The sequence below is a fragment of the Lysinibacillus sp. NPDC056232 genome (assembly GCF_042267565.1).
In the GTDB taxonomy this organism is placed as follows: Bacteria; Bacillota; Bacilli; order Bacillales_A; family Planococcaceae; genus Lysinibacillus.
In genome coordinates, this window is sequence record NZ_JBHJTF010000004.1 from 121,147 (window position 1) to 140,395 (window position 19,249).

Genomic DNA, 19,249 nt, shown 5'->3' on the forward strand with positions numbered 1-19,249 from the left:
TGGTGATACGATGAAAAAATGGACATCTAAGTTTTTAACATTTATATATTTAGCTATATTCTTATACTCAGGCTTTGCATTAGCCAAATACTTATACACGTACTATGAGACTTCAAAATCACTGGAAGAAGCACAAACAATTTATCAATCAACATTGGCTTCTCTAAAAGATGAAGCGGAGGAAATCTCATCAACGCCATTTACAATCCGTCCACAGTTCAATGATTTACTAACGGTAAATAAAAACATTGTTGGTTGGATTTCTGCAGACGGGACAAAGCTCAATAATCCAATTCTACAAGCTGAAAATAATGATTTTTATTTAAATCATAACTTTAAAGATCGAGAAAGTCGTGCAGGCAGTGTATTTATGGACTATCGTAATAATGTGCAGGATATAAACCAAAATACTATTTTGTACGGCCATGCCATGAAGAATAATACGATGTTTGGGAGTCTTAAAAATTACTTAAATCAGCAATATGCAAACGAACATCCTATCATTTATTTAGACACTCTGTATGAAGGTTATGATGTCGAAGTGTTTGCTGCTTATGAAACTACAATTGATTTTTATTACATTGAAACAGAATTTACGAGCAATGATGCTTTCCTAAAATTTATGGGCGAAATTCAAACACGCTCTGCCATCGAAATGAATGTAGAGATTGGACCAGAAGACAAAATTCTTACACTATCCACTTGTAAGGATTCTGTCATGAGTGACGACCATCGTTTTGTCGTCCAAGGTAAATTAGTGAAACGCTGAGATAAGGAGTTTTCCGATTTCATTGGGAAGCTTCTTTTTTATTTGAAGAAAGTAGTCGGAGTAAAATTTCTGTGCTGGAGAAATCGATCATGTTGTTGAGAGAACTGATCAGGCTGAGAGTCTGAAATGCTTGGGGCACCCCAAGAACCGCTAAGGTAGAAATAAATCTTAAAAAGCAAATCACTTAACACACACATCTCGAAGAAAAAACTTGATACCTTGAGTTTGAAAAAAATTTAAATAATAACTTGACGTAAGTAAATTATTAATATATAGTAGGTTACATAAAGTAATTGATTACTTTTCGTAACTGAGATGTACGAAAGAAGTAACTACAAATGTTTATCCCTTAAATTTTGGGGAACATAATTAATGTAGTTACTTCATATTTTAACATATATCTCGAAATCGAGATAAAAACAATTTCATTGGAGGAATTTAAAATGGCAAAATGGAATATTGATTTAGGACACTCAGCAATTAACTTTCAAGTAAAGCACATGATGGTATCAAAAGTAAAAGGTGTATTCGATACTTATTCAGCAAATATTGAAGCAGCAGATCTTGCAGATTTAACAACAGCAGACATTAGCTTTACAATTGATGCAGCTAGCATTAACACACGTAGTGAAGATCGTGATAATCACTTAAAAGCAGCAGATTTCTTCGATGCTGAAAAATATCCAACAATCACATTCAAATCAACAAACATTACAAAAAAATCAGATGATGAATATGCGATTACAGGTGATTTAACAATTAAAGACGTAACGAAATCAGTAACATTTGCTACTGAATTTAATGGGAAAGGTACAAATCCATGGGGCCAAGAAGTTTATGGCTTTGAATCTGCAACAACAATCAATCGTGAAGAATTTGGCTTAACTTGGAATGCGGCATTAGAAACTGGCGGTGTTTTAGTTGGTAAAGACATCAAAATTACAGTTGAACTGGAAGTAAACCCAGCTTAACTCAAGTGTTTTGGTAGCGAAAGCGAAGCGTCAGCTACAGAAGTCTCCCACCTCTATAGGTGATGAGATGAATGCGGTTTTAAGTCACTTTTCAGCTGGTGTCCAAAACCTGCTGAAATAGAGGAACTCAGTCTAAGAACGCCACGTCCTGTGGCAACGACTGAGTGACCAACTTCGGTGCTGCTGACGCTGCGTTAGCACTACGCTTTCGCGCAAAAAACATCTGTTGGCCTAAAGCCTCCGGCGGATTCCGGACGCAATTATGCCGAGGCATAATTGATTTTTGTAAAATGTGCTCGATATATCGGGCACATTTTTTTATATTTACACGAGAAATATTTCCAAAAAATAACACAATAAATATGTTACTTGCATAATTTTAGTAATTGCTGCATATAAAACATCATATTGTTTTTGGGGGCGATGGGATGAATGTATTAGTGACAGGTGGTTATGGTTTTATCGGTAGTGCAGTGGCAAGGCGTTTTTTTAAAGAAGGTGCAAATGTTTATATCATTGATAATTTAAGTACAGGCCATTTACGTAATGTCGACTTTGAGCATAAGTCTTATCTTTTGAATGTGGAAGATGAAGTTTGTGAGCATCTCTTTAAAGAAACAGCATTTGATGTGGTCATCCATTGTGCAGCGCAAACGAGTGTCCAAAAATCGATACAAGAACCAGTGAAGGATGTTTTATCGAATATTGTAGGGCTTAGTCAGATGCTCTTCTTATCGTCAAAATATAAGGTAAAGCATTTCGTTTTTGCCTCGTCGGCAGCTGTTTATGGAGATAGTCACTATCCTCCAATAGAAGAAACAGATGTTAGTGAGCCGATTTCGATGTATGGATTAAACAAAAGTATTGGTGAGACATATTGCGAGAAATGGCAAAAAGATTATCGTTTACCAACATTAATTTATAGATTTGCTAATGTATTTGGTCCAAGGCAATGTATGCAGGGGGAAGCGGCGGTTATTCCTTGCATGCTAAGAAGCAGTATAGAGGGAAGGCCCTTCACAATTTATGGAGATGGAGAGCAAACACGAGATTTCATATATGTAGATGATATTGCGGATGCTATTTATGCCGGTGTACAGGCTAGATTACAGGGCATTTATAATGTATCAACGAATGAAGCATGGTCGATTCATCAAGTCATTTTATTATTGCAGCATTTAAATCATCCTTTAGAAATTCAATATGCTCCTGCGAGAGAGGGAGATATTGAGCATTCGTTTTTAAATAATGAAAAGTTAGCGAAGGCAATAGGATGGAGGCCAAAAATTTCTTTTGCGGAAGGTATAGAGCGTACATTGCAAGCGTTACAAGATGAAAAGATAGTAGAAATTTAATTAAATTATAAAAATATGTACATGTTGTCAAAATGTACGTTTATCATTTAGCGTCACAGATGAGACCTGGAGCTTAGCGAAGCGGAGCGGAAATCAACCCCACGTTATAGTGATGAATTCATTATACTTTGAAGATTTATCGGAACGGATCAACCCCACGTTATGGTGATGAGCTTAAAATATGTAGATAATTAAGTGTAATCTTTGACGATTTCCCTACTATATAAAGGGGAGATCGTCTTTTTATATTTACAATTACATTTTGAGAGAGAATCTGAAATTATTAAAACTGTGAATAATAGAAGAATTTTGACTGCATTTGCACCAACAAATAATTGTGCAACATATTGTGGGGAATACACGGAGTAATAGGTGTTTTTTTACGGCTATAGTATAATTATCTTTTAAAAGGAATGTTGTGGAATTGAACGGAGGCCTGCAAATATGCTAGTAGATTTTAGAGTGAAAAATTGCCTGAGTTATAAAGACGAAACGCTATTTTCGATGGTGGCGGGAAGCCGTATTCGTAAATTAAAGGACACACATACGATGAAATTTGACTCGCTTCGCCTTGTAAAAAGCGCCTTTATTTTCGGACCAAATGGAAGTGGAAAATCGAACTTATTCACGGCTATTAAAATTTTACGTTCTTTATTGTTTAACTTTGAAAATCTTAATAATGTTAAACAACTACGTTTGCCCTACCAGCCATTTAAGTTAGGAGGTCAGCAGGAGAAACCGACAGAATTTATGATTTCATTATTCCTAGATGGGGTACTGTACGATTATGAGGTACAATATAATGCTTCGCAAGTACTTTATGAAGGCCTAACTAAAACGACAAAATCCTTGAGAGAGCAGCTCTTTAATAGACAGTGGGATGGGACAGAATATTTGTATGAAACTGCCGAAAGCACAGCGTTCGAGCTGACAAAATATACGCGTAATAATACAGCGTTCTTATCAGTATTAAATGTCTTTAATGACCCAGATGCTACGAAAATATTTGATTGGTTTTTACATAAAATCCTGTTTTTAGATGAAGCAAATCGGTTATCAAGTCATCCACTTATTCGTAAACTTGAAGAGGAGTCCTTTAAAAAAGAAGTGATGAAGTTACTAAAGATTGCAGACTTTTCTATTCAAGATGTGACGGCAAGACGCGTTGAGCGTAGAGAGAAAAATACGATTGGCTATGATTTTGACACACCAGAGGTTATTCAAGAAGTGGATATTGATTTGCACTATTTATCGTTTGATGAAGCAGGTACGCCAATCGGGACAGAGATGATCAATTGGACGATGGATTCAAAGGGAACAGTCCGTATGCTGCATTTAGCATGTGTCATTGTTGATGCATACAATAAGGGGAAGACTATTTTTATAGATGAATTTGATACAGCATTTCATGTGTCCATCTGCGAGTTTTTAATGGCCATTATGAACAGCAAGCGTAACGTGAATCAATTTGTTGTCACAAGTCATGAAATTGATTTATTAGACCAGCCATTGCGTTCCGATCAAATATGGTTTGTCAATAAAAGCTTTAAAAATGAATCCGAGTTATACTCCTTATTTGATTTTGCAGATTTGCAGAAGAAACGTGGAGATATTTCCTATGCCAAGCGTTACTTAAAAGGAGAATTTGGGGCGACACCGGTTATTAATGAATATTTATCCGAACAATATTTAACTTCTTTCAGCGGGTATCCAAACAGCCACTGAAATAAAGAAACTCAGTCTAAGAACGCCTCGCCCTGTGGCAATTTATCTGTGCGACAGCTACAATTATGCCGAGGCTTAATTGATAGGAAGTGGAGGTATCTGAGCAGTGAGAGTACGTCAACAAGGGAATCGAACACTGCGTAAAACTATTTTAATTTATTGTGAAGGTGAAACCGAACGCATTTATTTTGAGCAACTGCGTATTTTAAAGCGCTCCAAAATGGTAAGTGTCAAAATAAAAAACGTTAAACGTTCGGCTATTAAGCTTGCCCAGCATGCCTATCGAGATTCGAGTTATCAATATTTTGATGAGGTTTGGATTGTTTTTGATAAGGATGATTTAACCGAAAAGCAATTAGAGGAAGTGAATGACTTTTGTGAGGAGAATAATATTCATATTGCCTATTCAAATGAAGCGTTCGAATTATGGCTACTGTTGCATTTTGAAGAGGTCGATATGTCTGAAAAGTATCCTCGAGCAGTATTAAATGACAAGATGGAGCAGCATCTTGGAATAACACGTTATTTTCGCCATAAAGCGGATGAGTCAGTCATTGCACCTATCGCACTTCGACATGAGGTTGCTATTAAAAATTGCACAGATATGATGGCACTTCGCAAGACAGAAAGCCGTGACAATCCTTATTGCAACATACATGAAATGATACAATACATATTTTAATGCCCAAGCAGGTTTTCCGTCGCTTAATGGAGAACCTGCAATTATTAGCTCGTATCCAAAAAGTTAGGAATGAAATTTATTAAAACGTAGGTCATACATTATAAGTTGACCTTCGTTCCGACTGGGCGACTCCTTGAGGATCAGCAGTAGAGGAACGAAGGCTCAATGCGACGATGACAACTAAGATTTATTTATCCAATATCCACCATTCAAAAAGGTAGATAAATAAATTTTTGGTATTGGGGAATAAATAACACCAGAAGCCATGACAATTGAACAGTACATATGAACGTTCCAAACCTATAAATGATTGAAAAGTGCATGTTGATTTGTATTATTTAACCTATCTAACTTGCCTTTTCTTTCTAAACACATTACAATGAGGGTAAGTTAATATAAGGTTTGAGCGATTGAGAGACCATTAAAAACATATGTACATTTTGTGCATGTGCTTTTAATGGTCTCTTCTTTTTCGTTCTTAAATTAAGGAGGAATTTCATTATGAGTACGGCTTCAGCAATACAACGTCAACAAACGATTGAAGAATTACAAAGTAAAGAATACGATTTATTGGTGATTGGTGGCGGTATTACGGGTTGTGGTATCGCACTTGATGCAATTGCTCGTGGACTATCTGTAGCGGTAGTTGAAATGCAAGACTTCGCCGCTGGGACTTCTAGTCGTTCGACAAAATTAGTGCACGGTGGACTTCGTTATTTAAAACAATTTGAAATAAAAGAGGTTGCAGAATTAGGGAAAGAGCGTGCGATTGTTTATGAAAATGGACCACATGTAACAATGCCGGTTTGGATGTTACTTCCATTCCATAAAGGAGGTACATTCGGTAAATTCTCAACGAATGTTGGCTTACGTGTCTATGATTTTTTAGCAGGGGTTAAACGTTCTGAGCGTCGATATATGTTAAATCCTGCAAAAACAATGGAAAAGGAACCTTTGGTCAAAGCTGAGGAATTACGTGGCGGTGGTGTATATGTAGAATATCGTACAGATGATGCACGTCTGACAGTCGAAGTTGCCAAAGCTGCCATTGAAAAAGGTGCTACACTCATTAACTATACAAAGGCAGAAAACTTTTTATACAATGACGAAAAGAAAATTAATGGTATTGTAGCACAAGATTTAATTGCTCATAACGCATTTAATATTCGTGCAAAAAGAGTTGTAAATGCTGCTGGTCCGTGGGTAGATGAAGTTCGTACTATCGAAGGAAAACAAAATGGTAAGCATTTAATTTTATCAAAAGGTGTGCACATCGTTTTTGATGAATCTAAATTCCCACTACGTCAAGCTGTCTACTTTGATACACCAGATGGTCGTATGGTGTTTGCGATTCCTCGAAATGGGAAAACTTATGTTGGAACGACAGATACATTTTACGAAGGCGATGCGCGTGAAATGAATATCCATCAAGAAGATCGTGATTATATTATGAAGGCAATTCATTACATGTTTCCAAAAGTTAAAGTCACTGATGCAGATATCGAATCAAGCTGGGCAGGTGTCCGCCCATTAATTCATGAGGAAGGTAAAAATCCATCTGAAATTTCTCGTAAGGACGAAGTATGGGAATCACCTTCAGGTCTTGTGACAATTGCTGGCGGTAAATTAACAGGTTATCGTAAAATGGCTGAAACAGTTTTAAATAAGATTGCACAAGATTTAGAGCAACGCTTTGGTATTTCATCAAAACCATGTCATACAAAGAGTATTCAAATATCTGGTGGAGATGTTGGTGGCTCCCAAAACTTAGATGCCTTCGTGTCAAAACGAACAAAAATGGGTGTCGAAATTGGATTATCAGAAGAGGAAGCAAAACATTTAGCACATCATTACGGTTCTAATGTGGACACTGTTTTTGAATATGCCAAAGAAAAGCATCCTGTTTTACCACAAGGGCTATATGCTCAGCTACTGTATGGTATTCATCATGAAATGGTTGTTCATCCAAACGACTTTATGATTCGCCGTACAGCATATATGTTCTTTAATATCGCCCTTGTAAAACAATTTAAAGATGCGGTATTAGATGAAATGGCAAAACAATTACAGTGGTCTCCTGAACAACGTACACAATATGAAAAAGATTTAAATTTAGAAATAACAAGAGCTACAACTGCATTATAATAAAAATGAGGGTCGTCTTAATGGCGACCTGACTTTTTAACTTCTTTCAGCAGGTGTCCAAACACCCTGAAATATAGGGAATCAGTCAAAGAACACCACGTCCTGTGGCATATAAAGGGGAAATCAAATGAATTTCAATAATCAACAAATTATTCCCGCTGCACGAACAGTGAAGCAATTTGATGAAATATTAAATAGTCGATTCGAATACATTGTTCTATTAGAAGTGCATATTAGTTTGCTCATGTCGATAAAGCGAGAGGCGGATCGGAACGGTAAAAAATTAATTATTCATGCAGATTTAATTCACGGCTTAAAAACGGATAACTTTGCAGCTGATTTTTTATGCAATGATATCCGTCCGGCAGGAATAATTTCCACTCGCTCTAATATGTTAATAAAAGCAAAAGCTCGTGGGATTATTGCTATTCAGCGTGTCTTTTTAATTGATACGATCGCGCTTGAAAAAAGCTTTTCAATGATTGAATCAGCAAAACCAGATTATATTGAATTATTACCAGGTATCATTCCTTCTATGATTTCAGAAGTGCACCAGCGTACAAAAATTCCTGTTATTACAGGTGGACTAGTCCGCACGGCTGAAAGTATAGAGGAGGCTTTATCAGCTGGAGCAGTAGCGATTACGACATCAAATAAGAACTTGTGGGAAAATTTCCAAAAATATCGTTGACTATGTATACTATTTTCTCTACACTGTACATAAGTTAAAAAGCGCGTGGTTAGGAAAAGGAACCCACATTTATTCATCTGCATTATAACGTGCAGTTTGTTTAAGTGTGGGTTTATTTTTTTACTAGGTGTACTATTACAAAGGGGGCTTTTTGTATGTCAACATTTACAGCTGAACTTGTCGGCACGATGATTCTTATTTTATTCGGTGGTGGCGTTGTTGCAGGTGTATCATTGCACAAATCGAAAGGTTTTGGCGGTGGATGGGTAGTGATTACATTCGCTTGGGGTCTAGGTGTGGCTATGGCTGCATATGCTGTTGGTGGTATTAGTGGGGCTCATTTAAATCCTGCTTTAACAATCGCGCTTGCTACAATCGGTAATTTCCCATGGGAAGACGTACCTACTTACATTGCTGCACAATTGATTGGTGCATTTTTAGGTGGGGTACTCGTTTATTTCATGTATTTACCACATTGGAAAGGCACGAAAGATCCAGATGCGAAACTGGCTGTATTTTCTACAATGCCTGCTATTAAACATCCATTATCGAATTTAATCTCAGAAATGATTGGTACATTTATACTTGTTTTAGGTATTCTAGCATTAGGAACAAATACAATTACGGATGGCTTAAATCCATTTCTAGTTGGTATGCTTATTGTAGTTATCGGGATGGCATTAGGAGGTCCTACTGGTTATGCAATTAACCCTGCACGTGACTTAGGTCCACGTATTGCGCACTTTTTCTTACCAATCCCAGGTAAACGTGACTCAGGGTGGTCATACGCATGGATTCCAGTTGTAGGTCCAATTATCGGTGGTACGTTTGGTGCCCTATTTTTCCAACAAATTTTTGAGGGAGAAAATAGCATCGCCTTTTGGGTATTCGCTATTATCGTAGTAATTATTTTTATCAGTGCTCAAATGACAGTGAAAAATGTTAAAAGTGAAGAGTAATTTAAAAATTATTTGGAGGTATGTCCGATGTCAGAAAAAAAATATATTTTAGCTTTAGACCAAGGTACAACAAGCTCACGTGCTATTTTATTTGATGAAAAAGGGAGCATTCTCCACGTTGCACAACAAGAATTCCCGCAATATTTCCCACAATCCGGATGGGTTGAACATCATGCAGAAGAAATTTGGTCTTCTATTCTTTCTTGTATCGCCACAGTGCTTTCTGCAAAAAATATTGAATCAAACCAAATTGCTGGGATCGGTATTACAAACCAACGCGAAACAACGGTTGTTTGGGATAAACATTCTGGGAAACCAATTTATAATGCGATTGTCTGGCAATCACGCCAAACGAACGCTATTTGTGAGGAACTGAAAGAAAACGGTTACAATGACTTATTCCGTGATAAAACAGGTTTATTAATCGATGCATACTTCTCTGGTACAAAAGTAAAATGGATTTTAGACAATGTTGAAGGTGCTCGTGAAAAAGCTGAAGCAGGCGATTTATTATTCGGTACAATTGATACGTGGTTAATATGGAAATTAACAGGTGGTAAAGTCCATGTTACAGATTATTCAAATGCTTCTCGTACATTAATGTACAACATTTATGATTTAAAATGGGATGAAGAAATTTTAGACATTTTAGGCGTTCCTGCTTCTATGCTTCCGGAGGTTCGTCCTTCTTCAGAAGTGTATGGCTATACGGAGGAAGCTCTGTTCTTTGGCTCTGCTGTTCCAATTGCGGGGGCTGCAGGTGATCAACAAGCTGCATTATTCGGTCAGGCTTGCTTTGAAGAAGGTATGGTTAAAAACACTTACGGTACGGGCTGCTTTATGTTGATGAATACTGGTGAAAAGGCAGTAAAATCAGAGAACGGCTTATTAACTACACTTGCATGGGGCTTAAATGGCAAAGTAACTTACGCTTTAGAAGGAAGCATTTTCGTAGCTGGTTCTGCGATTCAATGGTTACGTGATGGCTTACGAATGTTCCGTTCTGCTTCAGAATCTGAGCAATATGCTGCACGTGTGGAATCAAGTGATGGCGTTTATGTAGTTCCTGCATTCGTTGGTCTAGGGACACCTTATTGGGATTCTGATGTACGAGGCGCAGTCTTCGGTTTAACGCGCGGTACTTCTAAAGAACATTTTGTACGTGCAACATTAGAATCGTTGGCGTATCAAACAAAAGACGTACTTGGTGCAATGGAAGCAGATGCCAATATTCCGTTGGCGAAATTACGTGTAGATGGTGGGGCAGTTGCAAATAATTTCTTAATGCAATTCCAATCAGATTTATTAAACGTTCCTGTTGATCGTCCAGTCGTTAATGAAACAACAGCTTTAGGTGCTGCGTATTTAGCAGGTTTAGCAGTTGGCTTCTGGAACTCGACAGATGAAATTAGTGAGTATTGGAATTTAAATCGTCAATTCACACCTAATATGGATGACTCACATCGTGAAGAAATCTATGCAGGGTGGAAAAAAGCTGTAGCAGCTGCTCAAGCATTTAAATAAAAAGATAGCTGAATAGTAATGAAAAAACCTTGATAGGCTGATTTGAAGCGGATCCAAGTTGTTAGACAAAAATCTAACTGGGGGTCACTTCATTGGCCAATCGAGGTTTTGTTTTAGGTAATGTTTAGAATATGTAGAATAAATATAAAAAACTCCAAATATCATCTCTCCCTTCTGTAAAAACACTCTGCGTTCATCATTAAATGATTCGTTAAATCCAAGTTTTTTGATTTCTGGAATAACTTTATCTAATTTGTTATAGCAGAGGAATATCTTTTTAAAAATATTTGCGAATAAATAAAAAAAAGCAAAATGAAGGTTCTATGATGTAGCGACTTTTTGTGCTGAATGGGAAGGATAGTTATTTTGTTGTAAATCAAGAAAAAATTGAGAAAGTTTTTCTGTAGCAACGCCTTGAAGCATGTTTATTCCATAAAAACATATAGTATATATTGAGAATTATGAGTATTGGAATGAAAGGGGATTGTGTGGATAAATCTAAGCCGAATCAGGGCAAAAATTTAGATGAGAATGCGAAGGATCAGCAGCTAGAGCCGTTTCGTGCCGATAATGAAGGGAAAAAGATGACGACGAATCAGGGGCTAAAAGTTTCGAATGATGAGAATTCGTTGAAGGCTGGCGTTCGTGGACCAACCATTATGGAGGATTTTCACTTTCGAGAGAAAATAACGCATTTTGATCATGAACGTATTCCAGAGCGTGTAGTCCATGCGAGAGGCTTTGCGGCACATGGAGAATTTGAGTTGTATGAATCGATGGGGGAGTATACTAAAGCAAGATTTTTACAGGACCCTAATAAGAAAACACCTGTTTTTGTCAGATTTTCAACCGTAGTTGGAAGCTTAGGATCGATGGATACTGCACGTGATGTTCGCGGCTTTGCGACGAAATTTTACACGGACGAAGGCAATTATGATTTAGTTGGTAATAATATACCGGTCTTTTTTATTCAAGATGCCATTAAGTTTCCTGATTTAATTCATGCGGTAAAGCCTGAGCCTCATAATGAAATGCCACAAGCAGCCTCGGCACACGATACGTTTTGGGATTTTGTGGCGAACAATCAGGAAATTGCACATATGATTATGTGGCATATGTCTGATCGAGCAATACCTAGAAGTTTTCGAATGATGGAAGGCTTCGGTGTTCATGCTTTCCGTTTCGTCAATGATAAAGGAAAGTCGAGATTTGTGAAATTTCATTGGAAGCCTGTGTTAGGTGTTCATTCACTCATTTGGGATGAAGCGCAAATTATTGCTGGAAAGGATCCAGATTTTCAACGACGTGATTTATGGGAATCAATTGAGATAGGTGATTATCCAGAATACGAGCTTGGTGTACAAATGCTTGAGCCAGAGGACGAATTTAAATTTGATTTTGATATTTTGGATGCAACAAAGCTTTGGCCCGAGGAGATAGTGCCAGTTAAAAAGATTGGGAAAATGACCTTGAATCGTAATGTAGATAATGTTTTCGCAGAAACAGAGCAAGTTGCCTTCCATCCAGGAAATGTTGTGCCTGGTATAGATTTTACAAATGATCCGCTGTTACAGGGCCGGCTGTTTTCTTATTTAGATACACAACTCATACGTCTAGGGGGACCAAACTTTTCTGAAATACCGATTAACCGACCCGTTTGTCCAATTCATAACAATCAGCGCAATGGCTTTAGTCGACAAACTATTAATATAGGAAAAGTGAGCTATCATAAAAATTCCTTGGCCAATAATTCACCATCAACGTCAACGGCAAGGGAAGGTGGCTTTGTTCACTATGAAGAAAAGGTTGAAGGACGTATTACACGAGCACGTAGTAAATCGTTTGATGACCATTTCTCACAGGCAAGGCTGTTTTGGAATAGTATGTCACCTCCTGAAAAACAGCATATCATTGATGCCTTTAGTTTTGAGGTAGGGAAGGTGAAAAGTAAGTCTGTTCGCCAACAGGTTGTCGATATGTTTGTCCGTGTTGATAAAGCAATGGCGACGACTGTGGCCGAGTATATTGGTGTTAATCGTCCAAAAGGAGAGCAGGTAAATGTCACGTTATCTTCACCTGCACTTAGTCAGGCTAATACAATAAAAATGCCACAAACACTTAAAGTAGGCGTGCTAATAGGTGATGGATTTGATGCAAATGAAGTTGGAGAAATACTGAAGTATTTAACAAGACAGGGGGTTCGATACAGCATTATTTCCGACAGATTAGGGGTTGTTACTAGTAGTGATGGCGTACAGTTAACAGCAAGTGACACATTTATTACTACGGATGCGGTACTATTTGATTCATTATATGTTGTAGGCGTAAGAGCAAAAAATCAGGCAAAGTTCAATTCTCATATTGTTAATTATATCAATGAAGCGTATAGACATTACAAACCAATTGGATTCGCTACATCCGGAACGACATTTTTTAATATGTCTAATGCCAATGTCGGGCCAGGCATTGTGTTGGCCACTGGCGACAAAGACTTCGCAAAAAAATTTGTCAACGCCATAGCTCAACAGCGCTTTTGGGAACGGAATATTTATTAACTTACATTATTTTGCCCACGAGAGCAGGAATTACCTGCGGGCAGAGTGAATACCCGCGGAAGCAGGGAGAATACCCGCGGGCAGAGCGAATACCCGCGGAAGCAGGGAGAATACCCGCGGAAGCAGGGAGAATACCCGCGGAAGCAGAGAGAATACCCGCGGAAGCAGGGAGAATACCCGCGGGCAGAGCGAATACCCGCGGAAGCAGGGAGAATACCCGCGGGCAGAGCGAATACCCGCGGGCAGAGAGAATACCCGCGGAAGCAGAGTGAATACCCGCGGAAGCAGGGAGAATACCCGCGGAAGCAGGGAGAATACCCGCGGAAGCAGAGAGAATACCCGCGGGCAGAGCGAATACCCGCGGGAGCAGAGCGAATACCCGCGGAAGCGAAGAAAATACCCGCGGAAGCAGAGGAAATACCCGCGGAAGCAGGGAGAATACCCGCGGAAGCAGAGAGAATACCCGCGGAAGCAGAGAGAATACCCGCGGAAGCAGAGAGAATAGCCGCGGAAGCGAAGAAAATACCCGCGGAAGCAGAGAGAATACCCGCGGGCAGAGAGAATACCCGCGGAAGCAGAGCGAATACCCGCGGGCAGAGCGAATACCCGCGGGCAGAGAGAATACCCGCGGGCAGAGAGAATACCCGCGGAAGCAGGGAGAATACCCGCGGAAGCAGAGCGAATACCCGCGGAAGCGAAGAAAATACCCGCGGGCAGAGAGAATACCCGCGGAAGCAGAGCGAATACCCGCGGAAGTAGAGAGAATACCCGCGGAAGCAGGGAGAATACCCGCGGAAGCAGAGAGAATAACCCGCGGAAGCAGAGAGAATAGCCGCGGAAGCGAAGAAAAAAATACCCGCGGAAGCAGAGGAAATACCCGCGGAAGCAGAGGAAATACCCGCGGAAGCAGAGCGAATACCCGCGGAAGCAGGGAGAATACCCGCGGAAGCGAAGAAAATACCCGCGGGCAGAGAGAATACCCGCGGAAGCAAAGAGAATACCCGCGGGCAGAGAGAATACCCGAGAAAGCACATGGAATACCGTGATGAGAATACTTACAATTAAAAATCTCTCATTGTTCTATTAAGAATAATGAGAGTATTTTTTTGCCTATTGTACGTTAAATTCAATTGTTGCTGATGGTTTGTACTCTGTTTTTTGTTCATTCGGGTCTTCTGTGTAAAAGTCAGTGCTCCCTTTTACGATATAATGTCCTTTTGGAAAATGACCTTTCATTGTTTGTTTCATAAATTCAACGAGTTTAGGTTCTGAAAATTCGTCGTACACGCCTCCGCTCGTGTAGACCTCTTCGTAGGGCACATTTCTTTCAAGAATACGTGTAATTAGTGGAGTATCCATTACACTAGGTATTTCAAAATTCCGTGTCGTCTCCTGCAAATTAAATAAAAATGGGGAGCCTCCATGGTAAATAGTTACGTTTTGAGCCTGCCCTACATATGTGAGCTTAGCCGTTATTTTTATGGATTTCCCCTCAGTGAAGGTGGGTTTGGAAATAGAGAGATCATAAAGAAAGTCTTCCTGTTGTGAAGTAGCCGTTTGTGAATAGTTCTTACTTGGTGGGGGCTTTAATGCTTCTTTTTCCTGACAGGCGGCAACTAGGAGTAGCATAGAGATTAACAGTAAAAATTTTTTTTGCATACAATCCTCCTTTACGGTAGTGGGCGTTGGGGTAGACAAAATGTTACTAAATTTCCTGTAACATTTATGACATTGCATTCAAATTTTGTAAATGCTATGGTGGTAAATGAGGTGATTTTTCGTGGAAAAATTTGATATTGCAATTATAGGCGCAGGTCCTGGGGGCTATGTGGCAGCTATTCATGCAGCAAAAAGTGGCAAGAAGGTCGCTTTAGTAGAGCGCGATAAAGTAGGAGGAGCCTGCTATAATGTCGGCTGTATTCCTTCGAAAATATTGTTGGAGCATAGTAAGCTCATTCAAGAAATACAACGTGGTAATGACTGGGGCATTGAAACTTCTACAGTCAATGTGAATTTTCCACGATTGATGAAACGTAAGGATGCTATTATTGACGAGCTTTTAACAAATATTGAGGGCTATATTTTGAGCAATCAAATTACCTTTTATCGAGGAGAAGCGGCAGTATCTAATGACTTGACTGTAACAGTTGATAATGAGAACTTTACAGCAACGGATGTTATTTTAGCAACCGGAAGTAAACCATTTGTACCACCATTTGAAGGTTTAGAAACGTCTTCCTATTATACAACGGATACATTTTTTGATCTTGAAGAACTGCCAAAGCAATTAACAATTATCGGTGGTGGTGTTATTGCAGTCGAGATGGCATTTAGCTTAGCGCCACTTGGAACAAAGGTGACGATGTTAAATCATAGTGAAGATATTTTACAGACGGAAGAGCCAGATGCGCGACCACTTATTGGTGAAAAGATGAAAAAGCTTGGTATTGAGCTTGTGACGGATTTCCAATTTGACCATTTTAATGGCAATGAGATTCATACCTCTAAAGGAATTTATACATATGAAAATCTTTTGTTTGCAACAGGTCGACGCCCAAATACTGAAATAGCTCAGCAACTTGGCCTTGCATTCGATGGTCGATTGATTGCTGTCAATGAGCATCTTGAAACGAGCCAGCCACATATTTATGCGATAGGTGACTTAGTTGGTGGTTACCAGCTAGCTCATTCAGCGAGTGCAGAAGGAATTCATGCTGTGGACCATATTTTAGGGAATAAACCGGAACTAATTGATCAAACTTTGATTCCACGCTGTGTTTATACACATCCTGAAATTGCGACATTTGGTTTATTGGAAGAGCAGGTGAAAGAACCTTATACGGTTACTCAAATGCCTTTACATACAAATCCTAAGGCATTAATGGAAGGAAATACAGTGGGCTTTATAAAGCTTATTGCGACGAAGGAGGAGGGCCGTATTTTAGGAGCTTGTGTTGTGGCTGATGGGGCAACAGAAATGTTAAATGCTATTTTAGCTACAAAAAATGCTGGTGGCACTGCTCAAACTCTCGCAAATATGATTTTCCCACATCCTACAGTATCAGAGCATATTGGGGATGGTGCCAAAGCTGTTTTTGACAAAGCCATTCACCAATAAAGGTCTCAAAAACTACATTCTTCAGCGGAAGGCTATCCTTCTCGTTGGGGGAATGTAGTTTTTTCTTTTAATTTTATGAAGTGAAAAGTATCCATAACAATACTGTTAAGCCAAATATAATTAGTCCAAATAAAAGGAGAGCGTTTTAAAAATCACAATATGCTTTTTGGGAGCGAATTTTTCTGAAATTAATAATATAACACCAAATACTAAATCAATGAAAGTGACTTCACCCGAAAAATCTTCATCTTCTTCGTGTTTTTTAAAAGCAACATAAAATGCGTTTCCAGCAATAAATAATAAAAATAATGAGCTTACAATTAGCATTAATTGACTCATACAATTACATCTCTCCTAATGAAATATCGTGTTCAGCTGCGCAATGTGAACACGCAAAGCTTTCTTGTATCATGTCATTGATTAAACGCCTCTCCAACAGAGGATGAATGTTCGACATCGCTAGCCTGAACGCTCGTTTGTACTCATTATAATAAGTATTCGCACAGGCTCCAAATAACAAAATCTACCTTTAACAGAACAATTAAAAAATTCTGTTGACTTTGCGTTTTATTATGTTATGTTAATTCTATAAGAATACTTGGTTTTAAATTCGAGTTGGCTAGAAGGCTTCTTTTTACGTAACGGATATTCTACGACCTAAAACATAGGAGCCTTTATGCTGTGAAGTTTCATAAGGACTTGAGGAGGATGGAAAATGAGATTAGGATTTTGGTTACCGATTTTCGGAGGATGGTTACGTAATGTAGAAAATGAGAATATGCCTGCGACGTTTGATTATGCAAAACAGGTGATTCAAACAGGAGAAAAACTTGGCTTTGATGCGACGCTTATTGCCGAACTATATTTAAATGATATTAAAGGTATTGATGCTGACGCACTTGAGGCGTGGTCAACCGCAGCAGCTTTAGCAGCAGTTACAGAAAAGATTGAAATATTAGCTGCAGTTCGGCCTGGCTATCATAATCCAGCGGTGATGGCAAAAGTAGCCGCAAATATTGATCAAATCGCTAATGGTCGTTTTACTTTAAATGTAGTTTCAGCTTGGTGGGAAGAAGAAGCCAAGCAATATGGTGGTTATTTTACAGAGCATGGAGAACGTTATGACCGCACAGAGGAATTCATTGATGTTTTAAAAGGTTTATGGACAGAAGAAACGTTCAGTTATGATGGTAAATATTACAAAATAGAAAATGCATATTTATCTCCTAAGCCAGTCCGAAAACCATATCCAAGACTATACGCAGGTGGGGAAAGTGAGCGCGGTAAAGAGGCAATTACAAAGTCATGTGACGCCTATGTGATGCATGGTGGAACAGTAGAGGAAGTCGGGGCTAAAATTCAGGAAATGCTTGCCCGTCGAAAAGCAATTGGAAAAGGATCGTTCGAAACTTTCGGGATGGCTGCATATGTCATTGTGCGTGATTCAGAAGAAGAAGCACTTGCTGAACTAGCCCGAATTACCAATGTAGAGGATACAGCAGGGTATGCAGGTTTTAATGATTTCACTAGTAAATCGAAGTTAGAGCAACAAATTACATTACAGGATTATTCAGTTTCAAACAGAGGGCTAAGACCGAATTTAGTAGGTACACCTCAACAAGTGGCAGAGCGCATTTTAGCCTATGAGGAAGTGGGTGTAAATCTACTGCTTCTCCAATTCTCCCCACACCTAGAGGAAATGGAACGTTTTGCAAGAGATGTTATGCCTTTAGTGAAAATAAAATCAGCCATCATACAGAAGGAGCGATACCATGACTGCAAAAATATATATTATTCATGAAAATGATGAATGGACAATTCATTTAACAAATCGTTTAGAGGAACTAAACCTACCCTATGAGGTTTGGCATTTGGCAGAGGGATTGATTGACCTATCAAAAGAGCCACCACATGGAATTTTTTATAGTCGTATGAGTGCTTCATCACATACGAGGGGGCATACATTTGCACCTGAACTAACGGAGGCAGTGCTCGCCTGGCTAGAGTATCATGGCCGTCCTGTTATTAATGGAAGCCGTGCCCTAAGATTAGAAGTAAGTAAGGTCAATCAATATTTTGCACTTGAAGCTGTTGGTATTCAAACACCTAAAACGATAGCGACAGTTGGTAAATCACAGCTAGTAGAAGCGGCAAGAACAATTGGTACAACACCGTTTATTACGAAGCATAATCGAGCAGGAAAAGGACTTGGGGTACAACTATTTCATTCAGTTGAAGCGTTAGAAGCATATGTAAATAGTGATACTTTTGAGTCACCTATAGATGGTATTACGCTTATTCAGCAATATATAAAATCACCTGATTCTTTTATAACGCGATGTGAATTTGTAGGTGGTAAATTTTTATATGCGGTTCGTGTTGATACATCTGAAGGCTTTGAACTCTGTCCTGCTGATAGCTGTCAAATAGTGGACCAATTTTGCCCAGTAGGTGAAACAGCAACTAAGAAATCAAAATTTCAAATTATAGACGTTTTTTCAGAGGAGCTTATAAAGCGTTATGAAGAATTTTTAGAGCAAAATAAGGTAAGTGTCGCAGGGATTGAGTCGATTATCGATAAAGAAGGTAATATTTTTACATATGACGTGAATACCAACACAAACTATAATGCAGAAGCTGAAAAAGCAGTAGGGAAATACGGCATGTTAGCTGTGGCGAATTATTTAGGTGCTACATTACGTCAATATGAAAAGACATTGAATTTTGCGTAGGGTATGGATTGTAGTGTAGTAAC

At 38.8% G+C, this 19,249-nt stretch carries 16 protein-coding genes; 14 read left to right on the plus strand and 2 right to left on the minus strand.

The genetic code is table 11. The annotated features are described in order from the left end of the window. Positions 1-10 precede the first annotated feature (10 nt). The 11 genes from srtB (at position 11) to ACFCYJ_RS05135 (ending at position 14,135) form a co-directional block, all read left to right on the plus strand. A complete protein-coding gene (srtB, locus tag ACFCYJ_RS05085) occupies positions 11-769 on the plus strand; it encodes a class B sortase (RefSeq protein WP_376071507.1) in 759 nt (252 codons plus the stop codon). A gap of 443 nt (positions 770-1,212) precedes the next feature. Beyond that, the gene (locus ACFCYJ_RS05090) at positions 1,213-1,740 is read left to right on the plus strand and encodes a YceI family protein (protein WP_376071509.1); all 528 of its coding nucleotides are present in this window, start codon (positions 1,213-1,215) and stop codon (positions 1,738-1,740) included. A gap of 428 nt (positions 1,741-2,168) precedes the next feature. Then, positions 2,169-3,095 (plus strand): NAD-dependent epimerase/dehydratase family protein, encoded by a 927-nt coding sequence (locus ACFCYJ_RS05095; RefSeq protein ID WP_376071512.1) that lies wholly within the window; start codon positions 2,169-2,171, stop codon positions 3,093-3,095. 444 nt (positions 3,096-3,539) lie between these two features. Then, positions 3,540-4,820 (plus strand): AAA family ATPase, encoded by a 1,281-nt coding sequence (locus ACFCYJ_RS05100; RefSeq protein WP_376071515.1) that lies wholly within the window; start codon positions 3,540-3,542, stop codon positions 4,818-4,820. Between the two features lie 106 nt (positions 4,821-4,926). Beyond that, on the plus strand, positions 4,927-5,502 hold the full coding sequence (locus tag ACFCYJ_RS05105; protein ID WP_376071517.1) for an RloB family protein: 576 nt from the start codon (positions 4,927-4,929) through the stop codon (positions 5,500-5,502). A 501-nt stretch (positions 5,503-6,003) separates the two neighbouring features. Next, on the plus strand, positions 6,004-7,647 hold the full coding sequence (locus tag ACFCYJ_RS05110; RefSeq protein ID WP_376071519.1) for a glycerol-3-phosphate dehydrogenase/oxidase: 1,644 nt from the start codon (positions 6,004-6,006) through the stop codon (positions 7,645-7,647). Between the two features lie 127 nt (positions 7,648-7,774). After that, positions 7,775-8,338, plus strand: a complete 564-nt coding sequence (locus tag ACFCYJ_RS05115) for a glycerol-3-phosphate responsive antiterminator (protein WP_376071521.1) — start codon at positions 7,775-7,777, stop codon at positions 8,336-8,338. A gap of 155 nt (positions 8,339-8,493) precedes the next feature. Next, positions 8,494-9,297, plus strand: a complete 804-nt coding sequence (locus ACFCYJ_RS05120) for an MIP/aquaporin family protein (RefSeq protein ID WP_376071523.1) — start codon at positions 8,494-8,496, stop codon at positions 9,295-9,297. Between the two features lie 27 nt (positions 9,298-9,324). Beyond that, a complete protein-coding gene (glpK, locus tag ACFCYJ_RS05125; protein WP_376071525.1) occupies positions 9,325-10,821 on the plus strand; it encodes a glycerol kinase GlpK in 1,497 nt (498 codons plus the stop codon). A gap of 473 nt (positions 10,822-11,294) precedes the next feature. Then, the gene (locus ACFCYJ_RS05130) at positions 11,295-13,376 is read left to right on the plus strand and encodes a catalase (RefSeq protein ID WP_376071528.1); all 2,082 of its coding nucleotides are present in this window, start codon (positions 11,295-11,297) and stop codon (positions 13,374-13,376) included. Positions 13,377-13,421: 45 nt separating this feature from the next. Then, positions 13,422-14,135, plus strand: coding sequence for a hypothetical protein (locus tag ACFCYJ_RS05135; protein ID WP_376071531.1), 714 nt, complete (start codon positions 13,422-13,424; stop codon positions 14,133-14,135). A gap of 351 nt (positions 14,136-14,486) precedes the next feature. On the opposite strand, the gene ACFCYJ_RS05140 is transcribed toward ACFCYJ_RS05135, so the two are convergent. Continuing rightward, positions 14,487-15,035 carry a hypothetical protein gene (locus tag ACFCYJ_RS05140; protein WP_376071533.1) on the minus strand — a complete coding sequence of 183 codons (549 nt, stop codon included), beginning with the start codon at positions 15,033-15,035 and terminating at the stop codon, positions 14,487-14,489. A gap of 121 nt (positions 15,036-15,156) precedes the next feature. Here ACFCYJ_RS05140 and lpdA point away from each other — a divergent pair, with 121 nt between their 5' ends. Next, on the plus strand, positions 15,157-16,494 hold the full coding sequence (gene lpdA / locus ACFCYJ_RS05145; RefSeq protein WP_376071536.1) for a dihydrolipoyl dehydrogenase: 1,338 nt from the start codon (positions 15,157-15,159) through the stop codon (positions 16,492-16,494). Positions 16,495-16,614: 120 nt separating this feature from the next. Here lpdA and ACFCYJ_RS05150 read toward each other — a convergent pair whose 3' ends face one another. Next, entirely contained in the window at positions 16,615-16,833 is a 219-nt protein-coding gene (locus ACFCYJ_RS05150; protein WP_376071539.1) for a hypothetical protein, read from the minus strand. A gap of 376 nt (positions 16,834-17,209) precedes the next feature. On the opposite strand from ACFCYJ_RS05150, the gene ACFCYJ_RS05155 reads away from it, so the two are divergent. Both ACFCYJ_RS05155 and ACFCYJ_RS05160 read left to right on the plus strand, forming a co-directional pair. Then, positions 17,210-18,295 (plus strand): LLM class flavin-dependent oxidoreductase, encoded by a 1,086-nt coding sequence (locus tag ACFCYJ_RS05155; RefSeq protein ID WP_376071541.1) that lies wholly within the window; start codon positions 17,210-17,212, stop codon positions 18,293-18,295. Then, positions 18,267-19,226, plus strand: a complete 960-nt coding sequence (locus tag ACFCYJ_RS05160; RefSeq protein WP_376071544.1) for an ATP-grasp domain-containing protein — start codon at positions 18,267-18,269, stop codon at positions 19,224-19,226. Before ACFCYJ_RS05155 ends, ACFCYJ_RS05160 begins: the two co-directional genes overlap by 29 nt. Positions 19,227-19,249: the final 23 nt, after the last annotated feature.